This is a genomic window from Acidithiobacillus sp. M4-SHS-6 (genome assembly GCF_047421495.1).
In the GTDB taxonomy this organism is placed as follows: domain Bacteria; phylum Pseudomonadota; class Gammaproteobacteria; order Acidithiobacillales; family Acidithiobacillaceae; genus Acidithiobacillus.
Window position 1 is genome coordinate 2,570,026 of sequence record NZ_CP175559.1, and the last position, 13,144, is coordinate 2,583,169.

The window sequence follows — 13,144 nt, forward strand, 5'->3', positions numbered from 1 at the left end:
CTCATGACAATCATGCCACCTTCGACTCCGAATATCCGCAGGAAGTTCCAGGCCGTGGAACAGGGCGCAGACATAATTTGTCGTTCATTTGGGGATCAGGGAAAGCCTTTTCAAGCGCTTTCCGCCCTTCAGGAAAAAGTATGGTCGAGATGTTGGCCCACGGCAAGGCGGGAACCCAACCAGCCGAGAATGGCGCTGATGGCGATCAGTATCACGCCTTCCAGACCCGTCAGGCCCAAAAGTTCAAATCGAGTGCCATAGAGGGTTGCCAGGCGATCTACCGGCCCCTGCAAGATCGCGATGGTAATGGCAATGATGATCCAGGCCAGGGTGCCGGCAATGGCGCCCTGAAGCAGCCCCTGGTACAGAAAAGGGCGCCGGATGAAGGATCGGGTTGCGCCCACCAGACTGGCAATATCAATTTCATCGCGGCGCTGGGCGATATGCAGACGAATGGTATTGCCCATGACCAGAATGGCGCCGACTGCCAGCAGGATGGTCAGAATCCAGACAGCGGTTTTCCCCAGGGCCAGAATCGCCTGCAGGCGCGCTACCCAATGCAGATCGGATTGGGCGCTGGCAACGCCGGGCTGACGCGACCAGGCCTGGATTTGTGCCTGCAAGGCAGCGGGGCTTTCGGACAAGGGATTCAATTCCACAATGAAGGAAGCCGGCAGGGGATTTTCACCCAGAATCCTGATGGCTGCGGTCATACCGGCATTTTTTTCAAATTCCTGAAGCGCCGCGGTTTTGCCCACATAGCGCACATTGACGACACCGGTGCTGCCCTGGAGCTTTTTCTGCAGTTGCTGAATGTCCTGCGCTGTTGCGTCCTGGTGCAAAAACAGGGAAATCTGGGCCTGATCCCGCCACTGCCCCAGCAATTGCTGGAGATTATTCAAAGCGGCAAAAAGACCTACGGGGAGAGCCAGCACAATGGCCAGGGCAAAAATGGTCATCAATGTCGCCAGCGGCTGTTTGACCAGGGTGTGCAGGGCATTTTGGGCGGCTTCCAGACGGACATGGACGGCATTCACGCGGATTTCTCCTCAGAATTCTGCAGCCTGCCTTGCTCCAGATGAAATACCGGCAACCCCAGACGCTCGACCTGGGTCTGGTCGTGGGTCGCCACCAGAACCGTGGTGCCATGTTGATGAAAGTCCCGGAACATATCGAGAATTTCCGTACTCAAGGAACCATCCAGATTGCCGGTCGGTTCGTCAGCCAGGAGAATTTCCGGCGTATGTACAATAGCCCGGGCAATACCCACGCGCTGCTGCTCTCCTCCAGAGAGGGTCGCGGGCATATTGTGAATCCGATTACCCAGACCGACTTTTTCCAGGGCGGCGCGCACCCGACTTTGAATCTGCTTGGTGCTCACCCCGCTGACCTGCAGGGTCAGGGCGACATTGCTGAACACATCGCGATCCATCAGTAACTTGTGATCCTGGAAAACCACCCCGATGCGCCGCCGATAGGCGGGAATATGGCGTTTTTTCAGGGTCGATACATCCACGCCATTGACCATCAGCGTGCCGTGGCTCACATCTTCCAGACGCAGCAGCAACTTCAGCAAGGTACTTTTGCCGGCTCCGGAAGGACCGGTCAGCAAGGCCATCTGTCCGGTCTGGAGCTTGAGATTCAGCTCGCGGATGACGTGATGGCGGCCGGGATAGTGCTTGGTAACATTGATAAATTCAATCATGATTTCGTTTCCGCGAAAAGAGCATCCACAAAAGACTCGGGATCAAAGGGGCGCAGGTCGGCAACCTGCTCACCCATACCAATATAGCGGATCGGGATAGGCAGCGTCTTGGCAATGGCCGCCACCACCCCGCCCTTGGCGGTACCATCCAGCTTGGTAATACAAATACCGGTCAGGCCGATAGCTTGGTGAAACTGCTGGGCCTGATTCAGGGCATTCTGTCCGGTGCCCGCATCCAGCACCAGCCAGACCTGATGGGGGGCATCCGGGTCCTGCTTGCCCAGTACCCGCTTGACCTTTTTGAGCTCTTCCATCAAGTGGTTCTGGGTGTGCAAGCGACCAGCCGTATCGGCAATGAGCAGGTCGGCGCCCCGGGCACGGGCGGCAGTGAAGGCATCAAAAATGACCGAGGCACTGTCTGCCCCGGTTCCCTGGGCGACCACTGGAACCTGAACACGCTGACCCCAACCTTGTAATTGTTCCACCGCCGCCGCCCGGAAGGTATCACCAGCGGCGAGCATCAGGGAAAAGCCCTCGGCTTTCCAACGTGCCGCGAGTTTACCGGTGGTCGTGGTTTTTCCCGCGCCATTGATACCGACCATCATCAGCACCTGGGTCCGCCCTTTTTCCGGCACCCAGGTTTCGGCCCGGGGTCGCAGGATGTCCAGCAGGGCGTTGCGCAGGGCTTTTTTGAGTGCGGCGGGATCCGTCAATTCCTTGCGGCGGACGCTTTCGGTCACGGCAGACATGATTTCCTGGGTCGCCGCCGAACCCAGATCTGCTTGCAAAAGCAGGGCTTCCAGATCTTCCAGCAAGTCTTCGTCGATGACTTTCTTGCCCAGAACCAGCCGGCTGACGCCTTCGGTGAACTGTTCCCGACTGCGACTCAGACCCTCGCGCAGACGCGCGAACATGCTTTTTGTGGGAGCACTGGCCGCCGCGGGCTGGGGCTGGGAAAGCGCATCCTCTGCAGCTGCCTCCGGTATTGCTTCGGCTGCCGGTTCCGGCAGCAGACCCGATGGAGAAGCAGCAACGTCCTCAGCTGTTGCCGATTTTTCAGTTGGTTCCACGGCTTCGGGGATACTGTTCCTGGAAAGCGCCTCAAGCTCCTGAGGGACAGGAGCGGTTTCGGATGCCTCACCCCGTTCCTCCGGAGCGGGGCTTTTGTTACGCTTGAACCAGTTAAAAACCATCGAGTTTACAGAACCTCCCCTATCATGAACCTTGACATTATCCACCGAAGCCGCTTGCCGGACAATGCGCAGGCCCAAAACCCTCGGCCCACCCCTGAAGTCCGGGAAGGATATTCATGACCGTGCGGATTATTGCGGGTCGCTGTCGGGGCCGAAGCCTGCTGACCCCCTCCGGACCCGGCGTCAGACCCACTCCGGGAATCGTTCGTGAGCGGCTGTTTAACTGGTTGGGTGGCGCGGTTGCCGGGGCGCGGGTACTGGATCTCTTTGCCGGAAGCGGGGCCTTGGGCCTGGAGGCCTGGTCGCGCAATGCCAAGGAAGTGGTTTTTATTGAAAAAAATCCGCAGCATCGCGCCATTTTATTACGCAACCTGCAGCGTTGTGACGTTGGGGAGAGCCAGTTGGCGGGCAAGGACGCGCTTTTTTATTTGCAGCAGGGTCCCCGCCCCTTTGATATAGTGTTTGCGGATCCCCCCTTTGATCAGGGCTGGCCCCGGCGCCTGGCCAATGCGTTGCGCTCTCCGGCAACATTGCGGAATCCAGGCTGGTTCTATCTGGAAAGCTCGGCTGCCGAACAATGGCAGGAGGAAGACATTCCGGCGGGCTGGCGCGTCCATCGTCACGGGCATTGTGGCGAGGCCTTTTACACCTTGTACAGTAACCAGCAGGAGGATTTGGACAAGCCATGAACCCACCCCAGCCCAGACGCATCATTTATCCTGGTACTTTCGACCCCATCACCCATGGCCACGAAGATCTGGTGCGCCGTGCCGCCCTGCTTTTTGATGAAGTCGTGGTCGCCATCGCCGCGGAAACGCCTAAAAATCCCATATTCCCCCTGCAGGAAAGAGTCGCTCTGGCCCGGAAAACCCTCGCTGCCATACCGGGAGTCCGGGTCCGTCCTTTTTCGGGTTTGTTGATCCACCTCCTGCAAGAAGAAAAAACCCATCTGATCTTACGGGGCCTGCGGGCCATCTCGGATTTTGAGCACGAGTTTCAGCTGGCTTCCATCAATCGGCGCATGGATGCCCAGATTGAAACCCTGTTCCTGATGACCTCCGATCAGCATACCTTTCTTTCTTCCAGCCTGGTTCGGGAAATCAGTCGTCTGGGCGGCGATGTCAGCGCCTTTGTCCAGCCCGCAGTGGCCCTGGCCCTGAAACAACACTTCCGCGACGAGGTGGACCAAGGTTCTTCAGCAAAGTAGAATATAGAACCGGTCCAAGGAGCAAGTTATGTCTCTGCGTATTGATGACAACTGTATCAACTGCGATGTCTGCGAGCCTGAATGTCCCAATAGCGCCATCAGCATGGGTCCGCATATTTATGTGATCGACCCCAATCTCTGTACGGAATGTGTGGGGCATTATGACACCCCCCAGTGCATGGAAGTCTGTCCGGTGGATTGCATCAGCAAGGACCCCGAACATGCGGAATCCCCCGAGCAACTGCAAGACAAGTTCCTGCAGCTTACCGGGCAGGCGTGAAGGCTTCTCCGAGCAGCATCAACAGTGGGGCGCAGATTAATGCTGACAATGGGAACAATAAGTCGTCGCCCGTCCTCCGATGCGTATTCCCAGCAAGGTTTTCCCGCAGCGGTTACAGGCTTGCCCTGCTCGTCCGTACACCGCCAGGGATAGTCGAAAATAGCCGTTCTTGCCATCCGGTCGGGTAAAATCCCGCAGCGTGGTGCCGCCCTGCCGAATCGCTGCCTCCAGCACCCCGCGGACCGCTTCCGCCAGGCGCCGGTAGCGGTCCAGGGAAATCCGCCCGGCCGGGCGGCGAGGATCGATGCCGGCGTCGAACAAGGCTTCATTGGCGTAAATATTCCCGACGCCAACCACCTGATGGGCATCCATCAGAAAGGTCTTGACCGGCATCTGGCGCTGGCGGCTGTGGGCATACAGGTAATCCCCGGAAAAGTCCGGACCCAGCGGTTCTGGTCCCAGATGGGCGATGAGCGGGTGCGCATCCGCGGCTTCCAGCCAGCGCAACACGCCAAAACGGCGGGGATCATGAAAACGCAAGCAAATGCCCTGACTGAACAGCAGGTCGACGTGATCATGCTTGACTACCGGGGTTTCCTGAGGCAGCACCCGCAAGTGACCACTCATCCCCAAATGAATCAGGATGCTGCCGGTATCGAGATCCAGCAGCAAGTATTTGCCGCGCCGCCGTATTTGCCGGAGCTGCTGACCGGCGATGCGGGCCTCCAGATCGGAATTCACGGCAAGACGCAGGCGCGGTTCACGGACGATGGCCCCCTGCAGGATTTTCCCGACGAGCGGGGGACTGATGCCCAGACGGGTAACTTCCACCTCCGGCAGTTCAGGCATGGTCCGGACTCCTGGCCGTGGTCACCCGCTCCCTGCCGGCGATATCCACATGGGTCTGCACCTGCTGGAAACCCTGCTCGAGCAAGAGACTGCCCACGGCAGTCCCTTGTTCCCAGCCATGTTCCAGCAAAATTTGGCCGCCGGGATGCAAGCGCGCGGCAGCGCCCTGAATGATGCTTTCCAGACATTCCAGGCCGCTGGGTCCGGCCACCAGCGCCGCCAGGGGTTCATGCTGCAATTCCGGCAAATGGGGATCCGCACTGGCGAGGTAGGGGGGATTGGAAACAATCCTATCAAAACGCAGGGCCGGATCCAGAGGCGCGAACCAGTCCCCTTCCAGCCACTCTACCTTTGCGCCCAGCCTCTCGCCATTACGGCGGGCCACGGCCAGTGCCTCAGGACTCCGCTCCACTGCAAAAACACGGGCCTGCGGTTGGGCTACGGCCAGCGCCAGAGCCAATGCCCCTGATCCCGTGCCCAGATCCAGTATCCGCTGGGCATTCCCCGCATCGGCCTCCGCCAGCGCCAGATGGATCAGCAATTCGCTATCGGGACGCGGAATCAATACGGCGGCATTCACTTCCAGATCCAGACCGTAGAAGGACCATTCACCCAGACAGTAGGCCAGGGGCACCCCACGGAGGCGTTCGTCCAGCAGATTCTGCAGACGGTCTTTTTCGGCATGACCCAAGCTTTCATGGGCGTTGACCAGCAACTCGACAGGACGCAAACCCAGACTGTGGGCCATCAGCCAGCGTGATTCCTGGGCCGGCTGATCCGTCACTGCCGCCAACTGCGCGCTCATCCAGAGATGCCATTCCTGAAGACTAGTCATCACCCAGGTTTTGCAGTAAATCGGCCTGGTATTCCTTGATCAGGGGTTCAATGACCGCATCCAGATCACCCGCCAGAATGGCTTCCAGTCGGTAGAGGGTGAGATTGATGCGATGATCGGTGAGGCGCCCCTGGGGGAAATTGTACGTGCGAATCCGTTCGGAACGATCACCCGAACCAATCAGCAAGCGACGGGTTTGTGCGGCGCTGCTTTGCTGCTTTTCCTGCTCCATTTCCAGGAGTCTTGCTTGCAACAGGGCCATGGCCCGGGCGCGGTTCTTGTGCTGGGAACGATCCTCCTGACAGGCGACCACCAGACCCGACGGGATGTGGGTAATCCGGATGGCCGAGTCGGTCTTGTTGATATGCTGACCACCGGCCCCGCTGGCACGGAAAGTATCAATCCGCAGATCTGCCGGATTGATGGTGATTTCACTGACCGTACCCACTTCCGGCAACACCGCCACCGTACAGGCGGAAGTATGGATACGGCCCTGGGCTTCGGTTTCCGGCACCCGCTGGACCCGATGCCCACCGGATTCAAACTTGAGTCGGGAATAGGCTCCGCGCCCACTGATTTCCAGCACCGCTTCCTTGTAACCCCCCCGCTCGGATTCCGAGGCGGACAACAGCAGGGCCGTAAAACCCTGGCTTTCGGCATAGCGGGTGTACATGCGCAGCAGGTCTCCAGCAAAAAGGGCCGCCTCTTCCCCGCCAGTACCGGCCCGGATTTCCACAAACACGTTGCGCTCATCGTTGGGATCCTTGGGCAACAATCGCCAGCGTAAGGATTCTTCCAGTGCCGCCAGATCACGCTGGGCACTGGCCAGCTCGTCATGGGCCATTTCCCGCAAATCGGGATCACGCTCCTCCAGCAGCATTTTTTCCGCTTCGTCATGATCCCGTTGCCGCTGTTCGTGGCGACGCAGCAAATCAAGTATGGGGCTGATTTCACCCAGTTCTCTGGAAAGGGTCTGAAAACGCTGCGCATCGTTGAGCAGCTCGGGGCTGGCCAGCATTTGGCTCAACTCTTCAAAACGGAAAGCCAATTGCTCCAGTTGGCCCTGCAAGCGTGGGCTGAGACTCATCCTTCGGCGTCACTGAGATGGAACAGAATATCCAGCGCCGCGACCAGGCTCTCATTGGTGGCTTCCTGACAGGGTTGCCGCAAGGTCGCAATGGGATCATGCAGCACTTTGTTGATCAGGGCCTTGGAGAAGGCGTCGAGGACAGCGTGGGGATCCTGGCCCTGATCCAGATAATGCTGAAAACGGCGCACTTCGTCCTGACGGCGTTCTTCGACGTGATCGCGCAGCCGTCGAATGGCGGGAACCACGTCGAGACTTTCCCGCCATTGCTGAAATTGACTGACCTCATCGGCAATAATCCGTTCAGCAGCGGCAGCCCCTTCGCGCCGGGCCCGCATGCCCGCCTGGGCAATATCATTGAGATCATCCAGGGTGTACAAATAACACTTTTCGATGCTTTCCACCTCGGGAGCAATATCCCGGGGCACTGCCAGATCCACCAGCATCAGGTCGCCACGTTCGCGCTGCGCCATGACGGCAGATACCGCCTCCCGACTGACGATGGGCTGGGTGCTGGCCGTGCAGCTCACCACCACGTCCACTTCGTGGAGCAGACTGGGGATCATTTCCAGGGCATGGGCATTACCCGCAAATTTGCTCGCCAGTTGTTCTCCCCGTTCCGGACTGCGATTGGCCACGGCAAAGGTGCTGACACCATGCTCGCGCAAATGGGTGGCGACCAGTTCGATGGTATCTCCGGCACCAATCAGCAATACCGAACGGCCTTCCAGTCCACCCAGCAATTGCTTGGCCAGACTCACCGCCGCATAGGCCACACTGACCGGCGCAGAACCAATGGCCGTTTCCGAACGCACCCGCTTGGCCACCCGAAAAGTCCAATGCAGCAGACGATTCAGTACCGGACCTGCAGAAGCACAGTCTGCAGCTATCTGATAGGCATCTTTCACCTGTCCCAGAATCTGGGGTTCCCCGATGATCATGGAGTCCAGACCGCAGGCCACTCGAAAGAGATGGCGCACGGCTTCCGCATCGCTGGAATAATACACATGTCCATCCAGGGACCGGGGATCAACCTGATGAAAAGCGCAGAGCCAATTCTGCAACGCCTGACGATTCAGGCCATGACCACCATGAACATAAATTTCGGTGCGATTGCAGGTGGAAACAATCAACGCTTCCTTGGCGATCCCCTGATCGAGAAGATCACGATGCGCCACAGCCAGTGATTCCGGTGAAAAGGCAACCTTTTCCCGAACCGCAATCGGGGCCGTATGATGACTTAAACCAAAACAGAAAATGGCAGCGACCGTCCCTGCAGAGCGACGATGAAGGGGCTGAATTGTCGCCGACCACGCCCAGGATTGCAAGCCGTAGCGCCAGCAGTTATTGTGCCTGCTGTTTTTTGTTGATCCGGAGTATGAGGGCACATGAGAAGCAAGCTGGGCGGCATGGTGGCAGGACTACTGCTGGGCCTCATCGCGGGAAATGCCCTGGCCGATACCAGCAGCGCCGGAATGACCGGTGAACAACTGTATTATTTGCTGGTCGCCGAATTTGCAACCCTGCAGCAGGAGCCCAAGCTGGCCATACCCGCATGGAATGAGGCCGCCAAACTCGCCCCGGAAGCCAATGTGCTGGAACGAGCCACCCAGGTCACTGCCCGCTTTGGGGACTTTGACGATGCCCTGAAGCTGGTCAAACACTGGCGGGAACTGGCACCCAACAGCGCCAAGGCGGATCAGTTTGAGGCGGCTCTGTTGCTGACCAAAGGCCAGGAACAACAAGCCATACAACTACTCCAGGCCACTCTGGCACGTTTTCCGGATGACCCTAAAATTACCTTGCAACTCTCCGAATTGTTGATGGCCCATGGGCAAAGCGGCGAAGCGCGGCGTTTGTTGACCGCCCTGGCGGACAAGGACCCCCATTCGGCCAGCGCCTTCTACACCCTGGGCCGGATCGATCTGATCGAAAACAAAGCGGCTCACGCCATCCCCTGGCTGGAGAAAGCCCTCAGCCTGCGCCCCGATTGGCAGGAAGCGGCCATTCACCTTGCTGAAGCCCTGCAAGCCACCCAAGGCCCGACGGTTGCCCTGCACAGCATCCAGTCTTTTACCGCCAGTCATCCCGATGCGATCCTGGCGCGCCAATATCTGGCCGCCCTGTATCTGAAAATGGGAGGCATGACCCAGGCCTATCGGCTGTATCAGCAGATGGCCAGGCAAGATCCCGAAAATCCGGGAATTGCCTTGTCCTTGGGCATCATGGAAATGGAACGTCAGCATTGGCATGCCGCCGAGAGCCAGCTCCAGCGCGCCCGCAACCTGGCGCCCCAGTCTCCTGCGCCCATTTATTACCTGGGCAGACTCTACGAAGCTCAGGGCCATTGGGCAGAAGCCCTGCAATGGTATCAGCGGATTCACTCCGGACCTTTGTACCCCGAAGTGGAGCTCCGCAGCGCGCGGGTGGAATACCTGCTGGGGGATCACCAGAAGGCTTTGAATCACCTACAAAAATTGGCAACTGCGCATCCCGATGAGGTCCAGATTCCCCTGCTTCAGGCAGACCTGCTGCAAAACAGTGGCCAGCTTCAACAAGCCTTGCAGATTCTCCAGCAAGCCCTGGAACGCCTTCCGGACAACGCCGAACTCTGGTACGCCCAGGGCGCGGTTCAGGAGCAGCTCGGGGATTACCCCGCCATGGAGAAGTCCATGCATCAGGTTATCCAGCTCGCCCCTGATAACGCCCAGGCCTATAATTTTCTGGGCTACAGCCTGGTAGAAAGAAATCAGGACCTGTCTGAGGCCAGTAAGCTCCTGCACAAGGCCATCAGCCTGGAGCCCGACAATCCCGAGATTCTGGACAGCATCGGCTGGCTCCATCACCGTCAGGGCGACAATCAAAAAGCGCTGGAATATCTGCAAAAAGCCCATCAGGCGCTGCCCGATGACCCCGAACTCAGCAGGCATCTGGGACGCATTCTGTGGGCACTGGGCAAATATCAGGAAGCCCGCGACGTCTGGCAGCAGGCGCTGGACAAAAATCCCAATGACACCGCTCTCCGCCAGGAACTGACCCGCCAGCCATGAGTATGCCTTTTCTCAAAACCATTCCATTTGCGGTGATGAACCGATCTCCGCTCCGCATTTTTGCGGTTTTTTTGCTCGCACTGGCCCTCACGGCCTGCGCGACCGTGGCCCCCATGCACCCCAGCCCCTCCCCTGTTCTCCCTACGGCCGAACGTAACCAGGTAATTTCCAGCCTGAAATACTGGCGGGCCAGCGGCGAAGCGGCTCTCAGCACCCCCAAGCACCATGAAAACTTCGGCTTTCGCTGGGAACAATCCCCCCAGCTCCAGGCACTGTCTATTTACGACCCACTGGGCAGAACGGTGGCACGCATCACCGTAGATGCCTCCGGAGCCCATTTGGAAACCATTACCGGCGAACATCGGCAAGCCCGGAATCTGTCCACCCTGCTGAACATGGTGCTGCATGTCGAATTGCCGGCTGCAGAACTGCCGGACTGGATGCTGGGTTTGCCCGGCAACAACAGTACCATCAGCGACAATGCTTCAGGATTGCCGGAGATGCTCCGCAGTGGCCCCTGGCAGGTGCATTATCTCCGCTATGCCCCGGTCGGCGGACTGACCATGCCGCAATTATTGCAGGCCAATGGTCCGGATGGGATTGCTCTGCGCATGGCCATTACCCGCTGGCAAATGGGCCAAAGCGACCCGTCATGAGCATCACCTATCCTGCCCCGGCCAAACTGAACCTGATGCTCCGGGTCATTGGTCAGCGCCCTGACGGCTACCATGAACTACAGACGGTTTTTCAGTTCATCGATTTCGCCGATCAGTTGCAATTCAGTTCACAGCCACCGGGGCATTTTTCCCGAACTGGGGGTGCCGAAGGCGTCAGTGAAGCCGATGATCTCACGATTCGTGCTGCCCGATTGCTGATGGAAAGCGCAGGTATCCGGGAAGGGGTCCATATCCACATACACAAGGTCCTGCCGCTGGGGGGCGGGATTGGTGGCGGTTCCTCCGATGCGGCCAGTACCCTGATAGTGCTCAATCGCCTCTGGCGCGCCGGTTTTAGCCGCGAAGAGCTGATGGCATTGGGAAAACAACTGGGCGCCGATGTGCCGATTTTCATTTATGGGCGCAGCGCCTGGGCAGAAGGCATCGGCGAACAGTTATCCGCCCTGGAGAATCTGCCCGAATCCCATTATGTGCTGGTGCATCCCGGCATTGCGGTCAGCACCCGGGAAATTTTTACCGCGCCAGAATTGACACGCCAGCACCCGCCCAGCACAATAGGCGCGTTTCTCGGCGGAGCCATGAATAACACCCTGGTAAGCACCGTATGTGCCCGTTACCCGGAAGTCGAACACGCCATTCACTGGCTGCAAAGCCAGGGTTTGCGGGATGTTCGTTTGACGGGCAGCGGTGCCTGTGTTTTTGGGGTTGCCGAAGATGCTGAAAGCGCCCGGAACATCGCCAGACAGGTACCTCCATGCTGGCGATCCTGGGCGGTCAAAGGATTAAACCAGCATCCCTTGTATGATCCGACCGAGCAGTGATTTATTGGGGCGTAGCCAAGCGGTAAGGCACCGGATTTTGATTCCGGCATTCCCAGGTTCGATCCCTGGCGCCCCAGCCAAATTGTCCTCGGACTGCTTTGCCACCTGCTATAGAGAGAATGACATCACATGGCCCATGGCAACCTTATGGTGTTCAGTGGAAACGCCAATCCTGTTCTGGCGGCCCAGGTGGCCCGCTTTCTGCAAATCCCCCTGGGCCGCGCCGAAGTCAGCGCTTTTAGCGATGGCGAAGTGTTTGTGGAAATCCTGGAAAATGTGCGAGGCCGGGATGTGTTTGTGCTCCAGCCTACCTGCGCACCCACCAACGACCATCTCATGGAATTACTCACCATGATCGATGCCCTGAAGCGCGCTTCTGCCAATCGCATCACTGCGGCCATGCCCTATTTCGGCTATGCCCGCCAAGACCGCAAATCCCGGTCGCGCACCGCCATCACCGCCAAGCTGGTAGCCGACCTGATCACCAGCGCCGGTGCCAATCGGGTCCTGACCATGGACCTGCATGCCGATCAGATTCAGGGATTTTTTGATGTGCCCGTGGATAATATTTACGCCTCACCGATTCTGCTGGGAGATATCTGGCGCAAAAGCTATCCGGAACTGATCGTCGTCTCCCCCGATGTGGGTGGCGTGGTACGCGCCCGGGCCATTGCCAAGCGTCTGGAGGTGGATCTGGCCATCATCGACAAACGCCGCCCTCGTCCCAATGAGTCGGTGGTCATGAACATCATCGGCGATGTACAAGGGCGCACCTGCGTCATTGTCGATGACATGGTGGATACCGCCAACACTCTCTGCGAGGCAGCCCATGCGCTCAAAGCCCAAGGTGCGGTCAAGGTCTGTGCCTATTGTACGCACCCGGTGCTATCCGGCCCGGCCATGGCACGCATTGAGCGATCCGATCTGGATGAACTGGTCGTGACCGACACCATACCGCTCAGGCCGGATGCCCGGGCCAGCAGCAAGATCCGCGTCCTGTCCGTTGCCGAGTTGCTGGCCGAAACCATCCGTCGCATCGCCGAAGAGGATTCGGTCAGTTCTCTCTTCATGGATTGACCCCGGCCTTTCGCCTTGCGGTGAGACCCTACCCGTTGTATGATTCCGTCTCGTAATTATGGTGGCTGTAGCTCAGTCGGTAGAGCCCCGGATTGTGATTCCGGTTGTCGTGGGTTCGAGCCCCATCAGCCACCCCATATTTTCAATAAGTTAGATGGATTCGCAAAGATTCTTCCTAACTTGAGTGATCGTCTTCCTAAGATGGTAACCTGGTAGAAGGCCGACCTTCGCGGACAGAAACCAGCCGTTACCCGCTAAGACCAACGGCCGTCTTCGAATCGCACAAAAGGCACCGAATTCCTCGGCGAAGCGGGGACTCCACATAAATAGATGCGACGGTACTCCGATTGTAATGGAACCACA

At 58.5% G+C, this 13,144-nt stretch carries 14 protein-coding genes and 2 tRNA genes; 9 read left to right on the forward strand and 7 right to left on the reverse strand.

The features are described from left to right. Positions 1–128: 128 nt before the first annotated feature. From ftsX to ftsY, 3 genes are read right to left on the reverse strand one after another with little or no spacing between them, the layout of a single operon-like run. Entirely contained in the window at positions 129–1,037 is a 909-nt protein-coding gene (gene ftsX, locus ACJU26_RS13345) for a permease-like cell division protein FtsX (RefSeq protein WP_414040115.1), read from the reverse strand. Continuing rightward, on the reverse strand, positions 1,034–1,705 hold the full coding sequence (gene ftsE / locus ACJU26_RS13350) for a cell division ATP-binding protein FtsE (RefSeq protein WP_414040116.1): 672 nt from the start codon (positions 1,703–1,705) through the stop codon (positions 1,034–1,036). The genes ftsX and ftsE overlap by 4 nt, the downstream gene beginning before the upstream one ends. Beyond that, on the reverse strand, positions 1,702–2,898 hold the full coding sequence (gene ftsY, locus ACJU26_RS13355) for a signal recognition particle-docking protein FtsY (protein WP_414040117.1): 1,197 nt from the start codon (positions 2,896–2,898) through the stop codon (positions 1,702–1,704). Before ftsY ends, ftsE begins: the two co-directional genes overlap by 4 nt. Before the next feature lie 116 nt (positions 2,899–3,014). On the opposite strand from ftsY, the gene rsmD reads away from it, so the two are divergent. From rsmD to ACJU26_RS13370, 3 genes are read left to right on the forward strand one after another with little or no spacing between them, the layout of a single operon-like run. Beyond that, positions 3,015–3,587, forward strand: a complete 573-nt coding sequence (gene rsmD / locus ACJU26_RS13360; protein WP_414040118.1) for a 16S rRNA (guanine(966)-N(2))-methyltransferase RsmD — start codon at positions 3,015–3,017, stop codon at positions 3,585–3,587. Continuing rightward, positions 3,584–4,105 carry a pantetheine-phosphate adenylyltransferase gene (gene coaD, locus ACJU26_RS13365; RefSeq protein WP_414040119.1) on the forward strand — a complete coding sequence of 174 codons (522 nt, stop codon included), beginning with the start codon at positions 3,584–3,586 and terminating at the stop codon, positions 4,103–4,105. The genes rsmD and coaD overlap by 4 nt, the downstream gene beginning before the upstream one ends. A gap of 28 nt (positions 4,106–4,133) precedes the next feature. Next, positions 4,134–4,385: a YfhL family 4Fe-4S dicluster ferredoxin gene (locus ACJU26_RS13370; protein ID WP_215842621.1), complete on the forward strand. Its 252-nt coding sequence runs from the start codon at positions 4,134–4,136 to the stop codon at positions 4,383–4,385. Between the two features lie 36 nt (positions 4,386–4,421). On the opposite strand, the gene mutM is transcribed toward ACJU26_RS13370, so the two are convergent. From mutM to hemA, 4 genes are read right to left on the reverse strand one after another with little or no spacing between them, the layout of a single operon-like run. After that, positions 4,422–5,234, reverse strand: coding sequence for a bifunctional DNA-formamidopyrimidine glycosylase/DNA-(apurinic or apyrimidinic site) lyase (mutM, locus tag ACJU26_RS13375; protein WP_414040120.1), 813 nt, complete (start codon positions 5,232–5,234; stop codon positions 4,422–4,424). Then, a complete protein-coding gene (gene prmC, locus ACJU26_RS13380; protein WP_414041986.1) occupies positions 5,227–6,069 on the reverse strand; it encodes a peptide chain release factor N(5)-glutamine methyltransferase in 843 nt (280 codons plus the stop codon). The genes mutM and prmC overlap by 8 nt, the downstream gene beginning before the upstream one ends. Then, complete coding sequence (gene prfA, locus ACJU26_RS13385) at positions 6,062–7,138, reverse strand: peptide chain release factor 1 (RefSeq protein ID WP_414041987.1); 1,077 nt, start codon at positions 7,136–7,138, stop codon at positions 6,062–6,064. Before prfA ends, prmC begins: the two co-directional genes overlap by 8 nt. Before the next feature lie 14 nt (positions 7,139–7,152). Beyond that, positions 7,153–8,544, reverse strand: coding sequence for a glutamyl-tRNA reductase (gene hemA, locus ACJU26_RS13390; RefSeq protein ID WP_414040121.1), 1,392 nt, complete (start codon positions 8,542–8,544; stop codon positions 7,153–7,155). Between hemA and ACJU26_RS13395 the strand changes: the two genes are divergently transcribed. From ACJU26_RS13395 to ACJU26_RS13420, 6 genes are all read left to right on the forward strand, one after another. Then, a complete protein-coding gene (locus tag ACJU26_RS13395) occupies positions 8,545–10,206 on the forward strand; it encodes a tetratricopeptide repeat protein (protein WP_414040122.1) in 1,662 nt (553 codons plus the stop codon). Further along, positions 10,203–10,862 (forward strand): lipoprotein insertase outer membrane protein LolB, encoded by a 660-nt coding sequence (gene lolB, locus ACJU26_RS13400; RefSeq protein ID WP_414040123.1) that lies wholly within the window; start codon positions 10,203–10,205, stop codon positions 10,860–10,862. The genes ACJU26_RS13395 and lolB overlap by 4 nt, the downstream gene beginning before the upstream one ends. Next, positions 10,859–11,704 (forward strand): 4-(cytidine 5'-diphospho)-2-C-methyl-D-erythritol kinase, encoded by an 846-nt coding sequence (ispE, locus tag ACJU26_RS13405; protein WP_414040124.1) that lies wholly within the window; start codon positions 10,859–10,861, stop codon positions 11,702–11,704. Before lolB ends, ispE begins: the two co-directional genes overlap by 4 nt. 5 nt (positions 11,705–11,709) lie before the next feature. Next, positions 11,710–11,784, forward strand: a tRNA-Gln gene (locus ACJU26_RS13410). A 49-nt stretch (positions 11,785–11,833) separates the two neighbouring features. Further along, on the forward strand, positions 11,834–12,781 hold the full coding sequence (locus ACJU26_RS13415) for a ribose-phosphate pyrophosphokinase (protein WP_414040125.1): 948 nt from the start codon (positions 11,834–11,836) through the stop codon (positions 12,779–12,781). 61 nt (positions 12,782–12,842) lie between these two features. After that, positions 12,843–12,918: transfer RNA gene (locus ACJU26_RS13420), tRNA-His, on the forward strand. The last annotated feature ends 226 nt before the right edge of the window (positions 12,919–13,144 follow it).